We start from the raw sequence: 15942 nt of genomic DNA on the forward strand, positions 1-15942 counted from the left end.
GTGCAGGCTGAGGCAGCGTTCACGGGACAGCATCGTTCCCGATTGTTCTGGCTGAGCGTCCTGGCGCTGACCACCGCGGCGGTCAGCGCGTCGCTGCGGGCGGCGATCGCCAGCAGCCTGAAGGCGCAGTGGATCGATCCGATCGCGCCGGTCGAGGCGGGCGAGCTGATCGGCGCGGCGCTCGGCTCGGCGTTCCTCGGCTTCGCCATCACCCTGTTCGTCGCCAGCGCACTGCTCGACAAGATCGGCGCCAAGCGGATCGTGATCGGCTCGGGCGTGTGCTTCATCCTCGGTACGGCGTTGATCGTCGGCGCGGGCGCGATCGCATCGGGCATGACGATCTATTCGCTCGTCTGGCTGGGCATGATGCTCAGCGGGATCGGCTGGGGCCTGGCCGAATCGTCGATCAACCCGCTGACCGCGCGCCTGTATCCGGACGAGACCACCCACCGCCTCAACGTGCTGCACGCCTGGTATCCCGGCGGGCTCATCATCGGCGGACTGGCGGGCGTATTCCTCGCCAACGTCCTGCCGTGGCAGGCGATCATGGCGCTGGTGTTCCTGCCGGCGATCGGCGTCGTCGTGATCGGCGCCACCACCACCTTCCCGCCCGCCCCCGCCGCGGTCGAGGGCGAGAGCTTCGGCACGATGATCGGCGAGGTGTTCCGTCGCCCCAGCTTCTTCGTCTGGTTCGGCGCGATGTTCCTCACCGCCTCGTCCGAGCTGGCACCCGGCCAGTGGCTCGACGTCGCGCTCACCAACCGCGTCGGAATGCGCGGTATCCTGCTGCTGGTCTATGTCAGCGCGTTGATGTTCGTCTTCCGCCACTTCGCGGGCCGGCTGGCGGGCAAGCTCTCCAACCCGGGCCTGCTGTGGATCTCCAGCCTGCTCGCCGCGATCGGGCTGTTCATGCTGTCGCGCGCGCAGTCGCCGGTCGCGGCGCTCGTCGCCTCGACCGTCTGGGGTCTGGGCGTGTGTGCGATGTGGCCGACGATGCTCGCCTCGGTCGCGGAGCGCTATCCGCGCGGCGGCGCCTGGGCGCTCGGGCTGGTCGGCTCGGCTGGTGCGCTCGCCAGCTTCTTCGTGCTTCCCGCGCTGGGCGGCATGTTCGACGAGGCCAAGGTGCGGCTCGCCGGCGGGCCGGAGGCGTTCAGGCAGTTGACCGGCGAAGCGTTGCGCCAGGTCGAGGACGCCGCCGCATCGCAATCGTTCGCGAAGCTGGCGCTGGTGCCGATCGTGCTGCTGGTCGTCTTCGGGCTGGTCTGGCTGTCGGAACGTCGCCGCCGTACCCCGGTCACCGCCGCATGACGCCGTCGCGGCGCTCGGTACTGGCCGGCAGCGTCGCCGCCGCCTTGTCGTCGTCCGCGTCCTCGGCGACGCCGGGCGCCGCGACCGTGAGCAACGCCGCGACCTTCTCGCTCAACTTCGCGCCGCATGAGGGCAGCTTCGCCAGCCGTGGCGACCGCCTCGAACAGATCGCCTATGCTGCCGACCAGGGCTTCCGCGCCTGGGAGGACAACGAGGCGCGCGGCCGCTCGGTCGCCGAACAGAATGCGATGGCCAAGGCGCTGCAACAGCGCGGCATGACGATGGGCGTGTTCGTCGCATCGATGCCGAGATGGTCGACGTTCCGCCCGATCTTCGGCAGCGACGACGGTGCGGAGCGCGAGGCGTTCCTCGCCGACGTCCGCGCCTCGATCGAGGTCGCCAAGCGTCTCGATGCCAGGCACATGACCGTCGTCACCGGGTTCGTCGACCACAAGGTGCCGATCGAGATCCAGACCGGCCGGGTCATCGACCTGATGCGCCGCACGGCCGACATCCTTGCACCGCACGGTCTGGTCGCCGTGATGGAGCCGCTCAACACCCGCACCGACCACCCCAACATCTACATGCGGTCGTTCGCGGCCGGCTATGCGGTGGCGCGCGGGGTGAACAGCCCGGCGCTGAAGGTGCTGACCGACTGCTATCACGAGCAGATCCAGTCCGGGAACGTCATCCGTTCGCTCGGCATGGTCTGGGACGAGATGGGCTATATCCAGTTCGGCGACAATCCCGGCCGCAAGGAGCCGGGAACCGGCGAAGTCAATTATCACAACGTCGTGCGCTTCCTGCGCGAGCGTCGCTACGGCGGCGTCATCGGCATGGAGCATGGCAATTCGGTGCCGGGCCGGGCGGGCGAGGAGCGGCTGATCGCCGCTTACCGCGCGATCGACGCGGCATGAGCGCGCGCCGCAGCAATTTTGGGAGAGGGTGAGTGATCGACAGACGACATGCCTTGGCGGGGGTCGCCGCCATGTTCGGGGCGCAATTGTTCGCCCCGCTCGCGCGCGCCGCGACCGCGTCGGCGTCCAAGGTGAAGGGTGGCGGCATCCCCGTCATCAACGAAGGGCCGCCCAGCATGCAGGTCTTCACCGCGCCGCAACGCGCGTTGATGACCGCGCTCAGCGACCGGGTGGTGCCGGTCACCGACACGCCGGGCGCGATCGCCGCGGGGGTGCCGGAATATATCGAGAAGCTGCTCGCCGACTGGGGCACGCCGGACGATCGCGTGCCGATCGTCGCCGGGCTCGATTCGATCGAGATGCGCGCCAGGGCCGACTACAAGAAGCCGAGCGCGCAGCTGACCCCCGTCCAGCTCGACGCGCTGCTGACGCTTGCGATGGACGACAAGCTGCCCGGCGGGAAGGCGTTCTTCGAGCCGTTCCGCCAGATGGTGATCGCCGGCTATTACACGTCGGAAATCGGCATCACGCAGGAGCGCGAATATCTGCCCGTTCCCGGCGGCTATGACGGCGCCTTCCCCTATTCCAAAGTCAACAAGGTCTATTCCTCATGATGACCAACCGTCGCAATGTCCTCGCCGGCGCCGGCGGCCTCGCCGCACTGGGCCTGTTCGGGGCGTCGGCGCAGGCCGCGCAGCTCGGCGCGGTCGGGCTCCAGCTCTACACCATCCGCGAGCTTTTCGGGCCGGACCCGATGGGCACGCTCGAGAAGGTTGCGAAGATCGGCTATCGCGAGGTCGAGTACGGCGGCGGCGGCTATGACAAGATGGACCATGCCGCGCTTCGCCGTACGCAGGACCGGCTCGGGCTGAAGGCGCCGTCGGTGCACGTCCCCTACGAGTGGCTGCAGGCCGATTTCGCCGGCGTGGTGAAGATGGCCAAGACGCTGGGTGCCGACACCGTCATCCTGCCGTACATGACCGACCAGCATCGCAACGAGGCCGGCTGGAACGCGGCGCTGAAAGACTTCAACCGCTTCGCACGCGATCTGAAGAAGGCCGGCCTGGCGTTCGCCTATCACAACCACGACTTCGAGTTCACCGTGAAGCCGGGCGGCGTGTCGCTCTACGATCGGCTCCTGAAGGAGACCGACCCGGCGCTGGTGAAGCTGGAGATCGACCTGTTCTGGGCGATCACCGCGGGGCAGGATCCCGCGGCGCTGATCCGCCAGCACGCCGGGCGCATCTACGCCTATCACGTCAAGGACAAGCGCGCCGACGGCAGCATGTGCGCGGTCGGTGAAGGCAAGATCGACTTCGGGGCGATCTTCAAGCTGAACAGCATCGCCGGGGTGAAGCACTTCTACGTCGAGAACGACGAGTGCCCCGCCCCCTACCTGCCCGACATCACCACCAGCTTCCGCACGCTGCGCGCCCTGCGCTTCTGATCGCGCCGACGGAGAGGACAATACACATGGCAGCGACCGATACTTTCGACGCAATCGTCATCGGCTCCGGCGTCAGCGGCGGTTTCGCCGCGAAGGAGCTCACCGAAAAGGGCCTCCGCGTCCTGATGCTGGACCGCGGCATCATGGTCGAGCACGGCGAGGGCTATGATTACGACGGCAAGCCCGCCTACGAGGTGCCCGCGCGCAACTCGATGCCCAAGGAGCTGATGGAGAGCGATTACTTCATCTCCAAGCACGGCTATGTCACGCCCAGCAACCGCAAGTTCTACAACGACGACCGGCTGAACCCCTACGCCTTCGACGAAGGCAGCAAGTTCTACTGGATTCGCCCGGCCGCCGTCGGCGGCAAGTCGCTGATCTGGGGCCGCTGGTCGTTCCGTTGGGCGCCGGAGGATTTCGAGGCGAACAAGCGCGAGAACGTCGGCGGCGCCTGGCCGATCACGTACGACGACGTGCAGCCGTGGTATGATTACGTCGAGAAGTATATCGGCGTCTCCGGCTCGCGCGAGAATCTGCCGCAACTGCCCGACAGCCAGTTCCAGCCGCCGATGGACATGAACATCGCGGAAAAGTGGATCAAGCCGCGGCTGGAGAGCAAGTTTCCGGGCCGCAAGCTGATCAACACCCGCCTGTCCAACATGACCGAGGACAAGCCGGACCAGAACCGTACCAAGTGCCAGTATCGCAACCAGTGCGGCAACGGGTGTTCGTTCGGCGCGTATTTCTCGACGCAGGCGGTGACCCTGCCGGCGGCGCGGGCGACCGGGCGGCTGACGCTGCGTTCCGACGCGGTGGTCACCAACCTCGATTACGATCCCAAGACGAAGCGCGTGACCGGCGTTCGCTACATCGATGCCACGACCGGGCAGGCGCAGACCGTCAGCGCGCGCATGGTATTCCTGTGCGCTTCGACGCTCGCTTCGGTGCAGATCATGATGAACTCGAAGGGGCCGGACGGGCGCAGCTGGTTCGACAACAGCGGCACGCTGGGCCGCTACGTCATGGACCACATCTTCCGGGTCAGCATCGGCGGCAACATCCCCGGGATGACCGACTTCATCGAATATGGCCGTCGCCCCGGCGGCGTCTACATTCCCCGTTTCCGCAACGTCGGCGGTGAGGAAGGCGTCGGCTTCAAGCGCGGCTATGGCTATCAGGGTTCGGCGTTCCGCGCGCCGGCTGCGCCGGTCGGGTTCGGCAAGTCGATGAAGGACGGCATGCGCCGCTACGGCAACTGGCAGTTCGGGATGACCGCGTTCGGCGAGTGCCTGCCGTACGAGGACAATCGCGTGTCGCTGACTCCCGGCAAGGTCGACCGGTTCGGCGTGCCGTTGATGAAGTTCGACGTCACCTTCCGCGACAACGAGCTGAAGATGATGGCGGACGCGCGGGCGCAGGGCGAGGCGATGCTGCGCGGCGCCGGACTGACCGACGTGCGCAGCAGCGAGGGCGAGCATGTCCCCGGCGACGCGATCCACGAGATGGGCGGTGCGCGCATGGGTGCGGACCCGCGCCAGTCGGTGCTCAACAAGTGGAACCAGGCGCATGACGCCGCCAACCTGTTCGTCACCGACGGTGCGCAGATGGCGTCGGTCTCGTGCGTCAACCCGTCGCTGACCTTCATGGCGATGACGGCGCGTGCCGCCGACACCGCGGTGAAGATGATGAAGGCCGGCACGATCTAGGTCCGGCCCTTGCCCCTGCCGTCATCGCGCATGCCGCGGGCCGGGCGGGCCTCACCGCCCCCCCGTCCCGCCCGTCGCGATGGCGGCCGGATCGTGCCGTCGTGACCAAGCGTCCCCGCGAGGGCGTCACGATCCGCGCGGTCGCGGCGCGCGCCGGCGTCTCGGCGATGACCGTGTCCAACGTAATCAACCGGGCCGGCCGCGCCAGCCCCGCCACCGCCGCCGCCGTCCACGCCGCGGTCGCGGAGCTCGGCTACGTCCCCAACGTCGCGGCGCGGCGCCTCGCCCGTGCCCGCGCGACCACCGTGGGGTTGCTGTACAGCGGCCGACGCGCACCGTTCCTGGACGCGATCCTCGTCGGCGCACTGCGCGCCACCAACGCGCGCGGGCTGCAATTGCTGCTCCATCAGGAAGAGCCGTCGTCGCGCGCCGCGGCCGAGACGGCGGTCGGCGCACTCGCGCGCGGCGGTGCCGATGCGCTACTGCTCGTCCCGCCGTTCGCCGAGTTGCTGAGCGGTTCGGACGTGCTCGCCGCGCTCCGCCTGCCGGTCGCGGCGATCGCTACCGGGCACGTCCTCCCCGATATCGCGACGGTGCGGATCGACAATCGTGCCGCCATGGCCGAGCTGACCGCCTCGCTGATCGCGCGCGGCCACCGCCGCATCGCGCTGATCGCGGGCAACCCCGGCCATTCCGACAGCGCCGAGCGCGTGCGTGGCTATCACGACGCCCTCGCCGCGCACGGCATCTGCGCCGATCCGACGCTGTTGATCGCCGGGCGCTACGATCAGCCGTCCGGCGAAGCGGCCGCGCGGCTGCTGCTGGAGCGATCGCCGCGCCCCGACGCGATCATGTGCAGCAATGACGACATGGCCGCCGGGCTGATCGCGCAGGCGCACCGCGCCGGGCTGCGGCTGCCGCACGATCTTGCGGTGACCGGTTTCGATGACACGACGCTCGCCGCGCGCATCTGGCCGCCGCTGACCACCGTCCGCCAGCCCGCCGAGGACATGGCGTTTCGCGCCGCCGAGCAGCTGATCGGCACCGGCGACGGCGACGCCCCACCCTTCGACCTGATCGTCCCGCACGCGATCGTCGAGCGCGAGTCGACCTCCTGCCCACCGGCGTCCCCCTGACGCCGGATCACCCGTCATCCCGAGCGTAGCCAGGCGATCCGGTGCCGGACCGGTACACCCCCGGTCGCAGCACGCCGCCCACTGACCGGACGAGCCGGATGGCCGTTATGCCCGCAGACCGGCCCGCGAGCCTCGATCCGAGGCATCGCCGGCCACCTCCCGCCCTAGGGATGCACCCGCCCGCTCAGCACCGGATCGTCGAGCTCGATCGTCACCCGCCGCGACCGATCGGGTTTGCGCTTCCCCGCGCGCCCGGCTGCACCGACGAGATCGCCGATCAGCATCCCGGTGTTGGTCGCCTCACCGTCCCGCTCGCAACAACTTCCCGGCGCGACCAGCTTCTGCACGCCACGTACCAACGCCGTTCCCAACCCCAGTACGTCGAGCCCGGTCTGGCACCCGCCGACGCGGGTCGCACACGGGGATGAATCCGCGCGTAGCGCGCCCATCCCGGTCATGTCGCGATTGACCGCCACCGGCCGTGACGACACGGCCTCCGCGGGCAGCGGCAGATCCTGCGCCGGCAACGGGTCCGCACATACCACCACTTCGCCCGTCACCGGACGCGCGCACGGCTGGCCCGCCACCGGGACGAGGATGGAGTGCACGGCCGGCACGTCGGGCGCGGACGCAATCGAAGTCGCGACCGGCGGGGCGGACGAAGCTTGAAGCAGGAGCGCGACGATCAACATCGCGTCAGCCTGCCCCTCGCCTTGCCGACCGTCAATCGGTCACACCAGCTTACGGGCGCAGCGCCGTGTCGTCGCGGTCGTCGAGTTCGTCGTCCTCGACGCTACCGTCGTCGAACTCTTCCTGGACTTCGTCTTCCTCGACGTCGGCATCGTCGGCGTCCGCCTCGCCGTCGACGGTCGCGACCTGGTCGTCGGTCATGACCAGCTCGTCCTCGTCCTCCTCGTCGTCGTCGCTGCCGATGTCGGGATCGAGGTCGACGATGATCGTGCCGTCACCCGGCCCGTCGCGCGTCGCCTCCAGGATCTCGGCGCGCTGACTCTCGTCATAGCCTTCCTCGTCATAACCGTCGTCGCCCGAACCCTGGCCATGCACCTGATGCCCGCCCATCGCGAAGTTCCTCATCCGTTGAGCCAACGCAACGGTAGACGCGCCCGCCCGGTTCCCCATCGGCGCGCCTGTGCTGGCATCCCGGCATCGCAACGCCTAACTGGAGGCACGCAGAATAACGGAGCCCGCTTCATGCTCGATACGCCCGCCGCCGAAGTCCCGACGCTCAGCCTTGCCGACGAAGCGCGCGATCCCGCCGCATTCGCCGCCGCGCTGGGCGGTTCGTTCGAGCGCTTCGGCTTCGCGATCGTCGCTGACCACGGCGTGCCGCAGCCGCTGATCGAGCGTGCCTGGGCCGAGACCGCCGCACTGTTCGCGCTGCCCGAGGAGGAGAAGCGCCGCTATCACACGCCGGGCGGCGGCGGCGCGCGTGGTTACACGCCGTTCAAGACCGAGATCGCCAAGGATGCGCGCCACGTCGATCTCAAGGAGTTCTGGCACGTCGGTCGCGAATTGCCGGCCGGCCACCGCTTCGCCGATCAGATGGCACCCAATATCTGGCCCGATCGCCCGGAAGGCTTCCGCGCGACGTTCATCGACCTGTTCGCTGCCTTCGACCGCGCCGGGGACCGTTTGCTCGCCGCGATCGCGCGCCATCTCGGCCTCGCTCCCGACTGGTTCGATCCGGCGGTGAAGGACGGCAATTCGGTGCTGCGGCTGCTCCATTATCCCCCGATCCCGGCCGATGCGGAGGGCGTGCGCGCCGGCGCGCACGAGGACATCAACCTCATCACGCTGCTGCTCGGCGCCGAGGAAGCGGGCCTCGAACTGCTCGACCGCGCCTCGGGCCAGTGGCTGGCGGTAAAGCCGCCGGAGGGGGCGATGGTCGTCAACGTCGGCGACATGCTGCAACGGCTGACCAACCACGTCCTGCCCTCGACCACGCACCGCGTCGTCAACCCGCCGCCCGAGCGCCGCGGCCATTCGCGCTATTCGATGCCGTTCTTCCTGCACCCCGCGCCCGATTTCCTGATCGAGACGCTGCCGCAGACGATCTCCGCGGCGAACCCGAACCGCTATCCCGAGCCGATCACCGCGCATGGTTACCTCCACCAGCGGCTGGTCGAGATCGGGCTGATCAAGCCATGAGGGACCTGTCGGGCATCGTCACCGGCGCGATCCGGCTCGACCACGATGGCGAGATATCGGGCATCGTCAGCGGCGACATCACGGTCGCCGCCGGCTGCCGCGCGCTGATCTCCGGCATGATACGCGGCGACATCACCGCCGAGCCGGGCGCGGAGGTGGTGATCACCGGCATCGTCAACGGCGCGGTTCACGCCGAAGGCGCCACGGTGCACGTGACGGGAATCGTGACGCTGCCGTAAGCGGGACACGGCGGCTTACGCCATCCCCGCGCAAGTCGGGTCCAGATCGCGCGGGCGCGGCCTCGACCGGGCGAAGCCGACGATGAAACATGCCTCCTGTCATAACCCGCTTCCGCTCGTGCCGCGCTCGCCCGAATAAAGATGCGGCGAACCCGCACGTCGACCGGCTTCAGGCGAACGATGCGAGAGGGCCGCCCCACCCGGCGGCATGATGCATGCGTCACGTCATCGGCGAGCACGGCTGCGGCTCGCCACAGCACCCACCACGTGGAAGCGCCGCCGTGCCCACCCTTCCCGGCCGACACCCCTTTGAAGATCCGCCCTGCTACCCACCACAGCGGCAAACAAACCGCCGGAGCGCCCGTACCCGACCATCACGCCGACGCGCGACGGATGAAGTCGCTGCGGCTCACCACAACAGCGCCACGCAAAAGAGCGGTCGTCGCGCGCCGATCTGCCATGTGACAGCCGACCGGACACGAGCAGCGGGGCGGCTCGGCGCACCATCACGTGCACGGACAGGGCGTGCTCCGCCGCTCAGCGACAGACGAACCACGCCTGCTGCTCACCGCCGCGCCCGGCACATGGTCAGCCCGGCTCGCCACCCTTTGGATGTGCGCAAGAAGCGGAACCGGCCATGCCCGATGACGGTCGACATTCGGTTACCCAGCCACCGCCTCCGAAGGCATCCGGCGGGGCTGACCTCTCCCGACAACGGAAAACACCGCGCGTGACGGCCCGCCCGTCGTAACCTCAGCGACTCGCCACCACGCACCCGTCACTGCGAGCGCAGCGCAGCAATCCAGGGCGTCCGGCGCAGGAATGTCTTCATACCCTCGCAATGACGAAAGATCGCGAGCACAGATCGACACGCCGCCGCGATCGGCCATTACCCAATCGGTCGCCCCGCATCCGACCGCTGCCGCAAAAGGCAGGGCGGAAGCTCAAGCCGGCGACCGGCTCACCCGAACCGCCAACCCCCGCGCGACCGGCTCAGGCGGTCCGCTCCGGCACCGCCGCCACATCCGCCGCGATCGACGTCGCAGGGGCCAGCGCTTCCCACGGGAACACGAACCAGTCCTTGGTCACCGCGCGGTCGATCGTCCGCGCCGCCCACTCGACGCGCGCCGCGGAGCCACGGTTGTCGATCAGCGTCGCAAAGCGGACTGCGCCGCGCGGTGCGCCGGCCTGTTCCAGCAGCGTCCGCAACTGGGCGATCGTGCGCCCCGAATCGTTGATGTCGTCGACGAACAGCAATCGCGCACCGTCACGCGTCAACGCCGCCAACCGCGTGATCGCCGGCGCGACGCGCGCATCGTCATGTCCGGAATAATCGACCGACTCCATCGGCACCCCGGCGGCATGGCTGAGGTACACCGCCGGCACCAACCCGCCGCGCCCGACGCCGACCAGCAGCGTGGGGCGCCAGGCGGCGTCGCGGTCGATCAGCGCGGCCAGCGCGCGGACGTCGGAAATCAGGTCGGCATGGGTGACGGCGGTAAGGATCGGCATCGTCATGCCTTACACGACCGTCGCTTCGGTAACATACCCCCGCGCGCGATTTTCGCGCCCGGTTACTTCCCGAACCCGGTCGGCGCCGGCGACACCGTCACCGTGTCGCCACCGCGGACCTCCTGCACCTCCAGCGCACGCTCGGCGACGTTGTCGCGCCCGAAGCGGAACGCGCCGTCGATGCCCGAGAAGCCGTCGTCGTCGCGCAGCCGGCTCTCCGGAAACGGCGTGCCCGGTCGCCAGTCGCGCGCGATCCGCACCACCAGCAGCACCGAATCGTAGCCGAGGCTCGACAGCCGGTAGGGCGCGGCATTGAAGCGCGCGCGGTAATTGCGCGCATATTGGCGGTACAGCGTGTCCGGCACGCTGGCGAACCACGCCCCGTTCAGCGCCGCCGACGATCGCGCCGCGCCGTCCGAGTTCCACAGCTCGGTGCCCAGGATCTGCGTCGACGGGCTGCTGCGCCGCACCAGCGGCACCGCGGTGGCGGCGGTCGATGCGCCATCGGCGATCAGCACCGCCCCGAACGGCGCATCCTTCGCCATCCGCTGCACCGCGACGCCCAGCGCGCCCGGCCCGCGGTCGTAGGTCTGCAACGAGACGACGCGCCCGCCAGCCTGCTCCACCGCGCGCAGGAAGGCGGTGGACGCGCGGCTGCCGTACAGCGCGTTCGGCACCAGCCCGCCGAAATTGTCGACACCGCGGCCACGCGCATAGGCGACGACGCGCTCGATCGCCTGCGCCGGGGCATAGCCCAGCACATAGGCGCCGTTCCCGGCCACGCCGGTGTCGTTCGAGAACGACAGCACCGGCACCTTCGCGGCGCGTGCGATCGGCGCGACCGCGCGCACGTCCTCGGCCAGCAGCGGGCCGAGGATCAGCTGCGCGCCTTCGCGGATCGCGCGTGCCGCCGCGGCGCCCGCGCCGGTCGCGGTATCGTAGCTGGTGATCCGCACCTGCTGGTTGCGGGTATCGAGCAGCGCGAGCTGCGTGGCATTGGCAAGGCTCCGTCCGACCCCGCCGTTGCTGCCGGTCAACGGCACCAGCAGCGCGACACGGTTGCGCGCGACGTCCTGCGGCAGGCCGTTCACCACCTCCGGCGCGGTGTCCCGCACCGGCGGTGCGACCGGGGCGGTCGGCGCATTCTGCACCGGCCCGCGCGGCACCACCGTCGAACAGGCCGCCAGCAACAGCGCCCCCGTGACGGTGACCAGCCGCGATAATGCGTTCGACCATTGCGAACGCCCGATCGCCTCTGCCATGACTACTCCCGTGAACCCGTTGACCCCCGGCCTGTACATCGTCGCCACCCCGATCGGCAATCTCGGCGATCTTTCCCCCCGCGCAGCCCAGGTGCTTGCCGGAGCGGACATTATCGCCGTGGAGGATACGCGCGTCACCGCCGGTCTGCTCCGCCACATCGGCACAAAGCGCCCGATGACCCCCTATCACGATCATAATGCCGAGCATGTCCGACCGCAGTTGATCGCCCGGATGGCAGGCGAGATCGTCGCCTTGGTGTCGGACGCGGGGACGCCGCTGATCTCCGATCCGGGCTTCAAGCTGGTGCGGGACGCGCGCGCCGCCGGGCATCAGGTCGTCACCATCCCCGGCCCGTGCGCCGCGGTCGCCGCGCTGACGCTCGCCGGCCTGCCGACCGACCGCTTCTTCTTTCTCGGCTTCCTGCCGCCCAAGGAACAGGCACGTGCCACCGCAATCGCGGAGGTCGCGAGCGTCCGCGCGACACTGGTGATCTACGAATCCGGGCCGCGGCTTGCCGCCTGCCTCTCGGCGCTCGCCGCCGGGCTCGGCGACCGCGAGGCGGCGGTCACGCGCGAAATCACCAAGAAGTTCGAGGAAGCGGTCACCGGCAGGCTTTCCACGCTCGCCACGCGGTACGCAGACGCACCGCCAAGGGGTGAAATCGTCGTCGTCGTGGCACCGCCCGATCCCCCGGCGCCCGCGGGGGCCGAGGACGCGGACGCCGCGCTCGCCGAGGCGCTGACCCGCCTTCCCGCCTCGAAAGCGGCCGGCGAGGTCGCCAAAGCGCTCGGTCTCGACCGCAAGGCGCTCTATGCCCGCGCGCTCGAGATGAAGGAACGCGACCAGGCGTGATCGCGGCAGGCGTTGCCGCGCCGCCGCGACGACGATAGCACCGCCGCCATCCTTTCCCCCCGTGGAGCCGTCATGAAGAAGCTGCTGATCCTCTCGTGCCTGCTCCTCGCGGCCGCCGCGCCCGCACCGGCTCCCAAGTGGGAGCGGATCTTCGACGGGCGCACGCTCGCCGGCTGGACGCCAAAAATCACCGGCCGCGCCGTCGGCGAAGATCCGCTCCGCACGTTCGTCGTGAAGAACGGCGCGATCACCGTCAGTTACGACAACTACAAGGCCTTCGACGGCGCGTTCGGACATCTGTTCTGGAAGGCGCCGCTCACCGCCTATCGCCTGCGCTTCGACTATCGAATGACCGGCCCGTCGATGCCGGGGATCGAGGGGTGGCAGAACCGCAACTCCGGGCTGATGCTGCACGCACAGGCACCCGCGACGATGACCCGCGACCAGCAATTCCCGGTCAGCCTCGAATTCCAGCTGCTCGCCGTGCCGCGCCCCGATCGTGAGCCGAGCGGCAGCCTCTGCACGCCGGGCACCACCGTCGAAGTGGCAGGAACGCGCCCGACCCGCCACTGCATCACCGGCGCCGGCCCGCTCGTCCCGCTCGGGCAATGGACGCATGCCGAGGTCGAAGTCACGCCCGACGGTCGCATCACGCAGATCGTCGGCGGCAAGCCCGCGATCAGCTACCGCGGTGCGCAGCTCGACCCCGACGACAAGGACGCGCAGCCGGTGATCGCAGCGGCGGGCGGCGCGCTGGCGCTCCGCGGCGGATATGTCGCGCTGCAAAGCGAGGGCCAACCGACGCAGTTCCGCAACATCGAAATCCTGCGGCTCGATTGATTTGCAAGTACCGCCAGCGGGATAGCTGCCCCGGCGCACGCCGCGACGGCGCTTGCCCCGCTCTACCTGCCACCCTACACCGGAGTGCAATACCAATAGAGTACCGGAGAACATCATGACGCGCCGCGCCCGCCGCATCGGCCTGCCCCTGCTCGCCGCCACGCTGTTGTTCTCCACGCCGCTCGCCGCACAGGTCGCGACGCGCCCGGCGATCTTCCCTGCGCCCACCGATGTGGCGCTCGGCACCGGCACCCTGACGCTTGGCCGCACCGTTTCGCTCGTCGCCGCGCCAGGCACCGATCCCGCTACCGTTGCGCTGGTCGAGCGGATCCTCAAGAAGGGCGGCGTCACGACGATCACCCCCGCACGCCGCGCGACCCGCAATCCCGCGCAGGTGCAGATCGTGCTCGGCACCACCGACGCCGCTTCGGTTCGCGATGCACTCGCGGGCACCACCCCCGACACCAACGCCGAGGGCTACACCCTCACCGTCGCGCCGCTCGCGAACACGATCACGCTCGCCGGCCACGATGCCGACGGCCTGTTCCACGCCGTGCAGACGCTTCGGCAGCTCGTTCCGCATACGACGCTCCCGGCGCTCACGATCCGCGACCACCCCGCGATGCCGGTGCGCGGCACGATCGAGGGCTTTTATGGCACGCCGTGGACCATGGCCGAGCGCGAACGGCACCTCGACTTTCTCGCGACGGTGAAGGCCAATACCTACGTCTACAGTCCAAAAGACGATCCATTCGCCCGGGCGCGATGGCGCGATCCCTATCCCGCCGCGACGCTGACGCAGCTCCGCGCGCTCGCGGTCGCAGCGAAACGCAACCACGTCGACTTCGTCTACGCGATCTCGCCGGGACCGAGCGTCTGCTTCTCCGCGCCCGCCGACGCGCAGGCGCTCGACGCCAAGTTCGACGCGCTGCGCGGGATCGGCGTGCACCGCTTCTACGTCGCGCTCGACGATATCGAGTATAAGAAGTGGAATTGCGACGCCGATCAGGCGACCTATGGCGCATCCGGTGCGGCCGCCGCAGGCAAGGCGCAAGCGCTGCTGCTCAACGCGGTACAGGCCAGTCTCACGCGTCGCGACCCGCAGGCGCCACCGCTCATCATGGTTCCGACCGAATATTACGACGCGAAGGAAACGCCCTACAAGGCCGCACTGCGCGAGTATCTCGATCCGAAGGTGGTGGTGCAATGGACCGGCACCGACGTGGTCCCGCCCGCGATCTCGATCCCCGATGCGAAGACCGCGACCAAGGCGTTCGGCCGCAAGACGCTGCTCTGGGACAATTATCCGGTCAACGATTATGCGCAGACCACCGGACGACTGTTGCTTGCCCCCTATGCGCGCCGCGAGGCCGGGCTGTCGGGCGAGTTGACCGGCATCCTCTCCAATCCGATGAACCAGGAAGCGCCCAGCCGCATCGCCGTCACGGGCGTCGCAGCCTTCGCGTGGAACGATCGCAACTACGACCCCGACCTTACGCAGGTATTCGCGGCACGTGAACTCGCCGGCGGCGACCCGCGCGCGACGGATGCGCTGCTGACCTTCTTCGACACGCAGCATATCGCCCCCACCTTCGGCAGCCAGCCGTGGCAGGAACAGGCGCCCCGCCTGCACGCGCTGCTGAACCACGTCCGCGACACGCTGGCGAACGGCGACGCCGACGCGCGCCGCGCCGCCCTTGCCGATCTCGTCCGCGCCGCCGACGATCTCGCCGCCGCGCCCGACACGATCCGCGCCGCCGTCTCTGACCCGACATTCGCCGCGCAATCGCGCCCGTGGCTCGACGCGACCGCGCTATGGGGCCGCGCGCTGCGGCAGACCGCCGCCGGCCTCACCGCCGCTTCCGAAGCAAGCCCCGCCGCCGCCGGCTATTTCGCCACTGCCGGCGATCTTGCCACGCAGGCCGCCACGATCCAGTCGATCCCCGGCGCGACGCGCTTCGACGGCCCGATCAAGATCGCGGACGGTGTGCTCGACGCCTTCATCGCGGAGGCGCCGAAAATGGTGGCGCCGACCAGCACGCGGTAAGCCGCTGCTTCGGGTTGAGCGGTTCGCGCCGACCGATCCCGTCCGCCGCACGGAATTCGCCGCTTGCCGCGCCGGCATCTCGCCGCCATCCTCGCGCCATGCGCTCGCCCCAGCCCCGCTCTGCCGCCACCCGTCGCGCCGCGGAGGAAAGCGGGCGCCGCGCCGAACGGCTGGCGGCGTGGTGGCTGCGGCTCAAGGGTTGGCAGATCCTGGATCGCCGCGTCCGCACGCCGGCCGGCGAAGTCGATCTGGTCGCGAAACGCGGCGCGCTCATCGCCTTCGTAGAGGTCAAGGCACGCCGGACGTCTGTCGAGCTCGACCACGCCATCGACCAGCGCCGCCTGTCGCGCGTCGCCGCGGCGGCGGAAGTGTTGATGCCGCGCTACGCCACCGCCGGCGAGGATATCCGGGTCGACGTGATCCTGCTCGCCCCCGGCATGCGCCCGCGACATATCGAGAATGCGTGGATCGGCTACTGACAGCCGCGCACCCCGCCCCTACATCCA

General features: G+C 69.4%; 16 protein-coding genes. 12 read left to right on the plus strand and 4 right to left on the minus strand.

Going from position 1 to position 15942, the window contains the following annotated elements:
* From SPHPHY_RS0116350 to SPHPHY_RS0116375, 6 genes are all read left to right on the plus strand, one after another.
* Positions 1–1308 carry an MFS transporter gene (locus tag SPHPHY_RS0116350; RefSeq protein WP_022687764.1) on the plus strand — a complete coding sequence of 436 codons (1308 nt, stop codon included), beginning with the start codon at positions 1–3 and terminating at the stop codon, positions 1306–1308.
* Entirely contained in the window at positions 1305–2225 is a 921-nt protein-coding gene (locus SPHPHY_RS0116355) for a hydroxypyruvate isomerase family protein (protein WP_022687765.1), read from the plus strand. Before SPHPHY_RS0116350 ends, SPHPHY_RS0116355 begins: the two co-directional genes overlap by 4 nt.
* 32 nt (positions 2226–2257) lie before the next feature.
* Positions 2258–2839 carry a gluconate 2-dehydrogenase subunit 3 family protein gene (locus SPHPHY_RS0116360; RefSeq protein WP_022687766.1) on the plus strand — a complete coding sequence of 194 codons (582 nt, stop codon included), beginning with the start codon at positions 2258–2260 and terminating at the stop codon, positions 2837–2839.
* Positions 2836–3672 carry a sugar phosphate isomerase/epimerase family protein gene (locus SPHPHY_RS0116365; protein ID WP_022687767.1) on the plus strand — a complete coding sequence of 279 codons (837 nt, stop codon included), beginning with the start codon at positions 2836–2838 and terminating at the stop codon, positions 3670–3672. The genes SPHPHY_RS0116360 and SPHPHY_RS0116365 overlap by 4 nt, the downstream gene beginning before the upstream one ends.
* Positions 3673–3698: 26 nt before the next feature.
* The gene (locus tag SPHPHY_RS0116370; RefSeq protein WP_022687768.1) at positions 3699–5378 is read left to right on the plus strand and encodes a GMC family oxidoreductase; all 1680 of its coding nucleotides are present in this window, start codon (positions 3699–3701) and stop codon (positions 5376–5378) included.
* Positions 5379–5479: 101 nt separating this feature from the next.
* Complete coding sequence (locus SPHPHY_RS0116375; RefSeq protein ID WP_022687769.1) at positions 5480–6514, plus strand: LacI family DNA-binding transcriptional regulator; 1035 nt, start codon at positions 5480–5482, stop codon at positions 6512–6514.
* Between the two features lie 164 nt (positions 6515–6678).
* Here the strand turns inward: SPHPHY_RS0116375 and SPHPHY_RS0116380 are convergent, their stop codons facing one another.
* Both SPHPHY_RS0116380 and SPHPHY_RS0116385 read right to left on the minus strand, forming a co-directional pair.
* Positions 6679–7122 (minus strand): hypothetical protein, encoded by a 444-nt coding sequence (locus tag SPHPHY_RS0116380; RefSeq protein ID WP_156025124.1) that lies wholly within the window; start codon positions 7120–7122, stop codon positions 6679–6681.
* 133 nt (positions 7123–7255) lie between these two features.
* On the minus strand, positions 7256–7609 hold the full coding sequence (locus SPHPHY_RS0116385) for a DNA primase (RefSeq protein ID WP_231370441.1): 354 nt from the start codon (positions 7607–7609) through the stop codon (positions 7256–7258).
* A 117-nt stretch (positions 7610–7726) separates the two neighbouring features.
* Between SPHPHY_RS0116385 and SPHPHY_RS0116390 the strand changes: the two genes are divergently transcribed.
* Together SPHPHY_RS0116390 and SPHPHY_RS0116395 are read left to right on the plus strand one after the other, a co-directional pair.
* On the plus strand, positions 7727–8683 hold the full coding sequence (locus SPHPHY_RS0116390) for an isopenicillin N synthase family dioxygenase (protein ID WP_022687772.1): 957 nt from the start codon (positions 7727–7729) through the stop codon (positions 8681–8683).
* Entirely contained in the window at positions 8680–8922 is a 243-nt protein-coding gene (locus SPHPHY_RS0116395) for a polymer-forming cytoskeletal protein (RefSeq protein WP_022687773.1), read from the plus strand. Before SPHPHY_RS0116390 ends, SPHPHY_RS0116395 begins: the two co-directional genes overlap by 4 nt.
* 993 nt (positions 8923–9915) lie before the next feature.
* Here the strand turns inward: SPHPHY_RS0116395 and SPHPHY_RS0116400 are convergent.
* Complete coding sequence (locus SPHPHY_RS0116400; RefSeq protein ID WP_022687774.1) at positions 9916–10440, minus strand: phosphoribosyltransferase; 525 nt, start codon at positions 10438–10440, stop codon at positions 9916–9918.
* A 56-nt stretch (positions 10441–10496) separates the two neighbouring features.
* Entirely contained in the window at positions 10497–11696 is a 1200-nt protein-coding gene (locus tag SPHPHY_RS0116405; RefSeq protein ID WP_022687775.1) for a penicillin-binding protein activator, read from the minus strand.
* On the opposite strand from SPHPHY_RS0116405, the gene rsmI reads away from it, so the two are divergent.
* The 4 genes from rsmI to SPHPHY_RS0116425 all read left to right on the plus strand — a co-directional run bounded on the left by rsmI (position 11695) and on the right by SPHPHY_RS0116425 (position 15915).
* The gene (rsmI, locus tag SPHPHY_RS0116410; RefSeq protein WP_028057028.1) at positions 11695–12549 is read left to right on the plus strand and encodes a 16S rRNA (cytidine(1402)-2'-O)-methyltransferase; all 855 of its coding nucleotides are present in this window, start codon (positions 11695–11697) and stop codon (positions 12547–12549) included. The two genes, SPHPHY_RS0116405 and rsmI, sit on opposite strands and share 2 nt — an antisense overlap.
* Before the next feature lie 72 nt (positions 12550–12621).
* Positions 12622–13389: a 3-keto-disaccharide hydrolase gene (locus SPHPHY_RS0116415; RefSeq protein ID WP_022687777.1), complete on the plus strand. Its 768-nt coding sequence runs from the start codon at positions 12622–12624 to the stop codon at positions 13387–13389.
* A gap of 115 nt (positions 13390–13504) precedes the next feature.
* Positions 13505–15436, plus strand: coding sequence for a beta-N-acetylglucosaminidase domain-containing protein (locus SPHPHY_RS0116420; RefSeq protein WP_022687778.1), 1932 nt, complete (start codon positions 13505–13507; stop codon positions 15434–15436).
* A gap of 98 nt (positions 15437–15534) precedes the next feature.
* Positions 15535–15915 (plus strand): YraN family protein, encoded by a 381-nt coding sequence (locus tag SPHPHY_RS0116425; protein ID WP_022687779.1) that lies wholly within the window; start codon positions 15535–15537, stop codon positions 15913–15915.
* The last annotated feature ends 27 nt before the right edge of the window (positions 15916–15942 follow it).

Origin of the sequence: Sphingomonas phyllosphaerae 5.2, assembly GCF_000419605.1 — a bacterium.
GTDB classification, from domain to species: Bacteria; Pseudomonadota; Alphaproteobacteria; order Sphingomonadales; family Sphingomonadaceae; genus Sphingomonas; species Sphingomonas phyllosphaerae_B.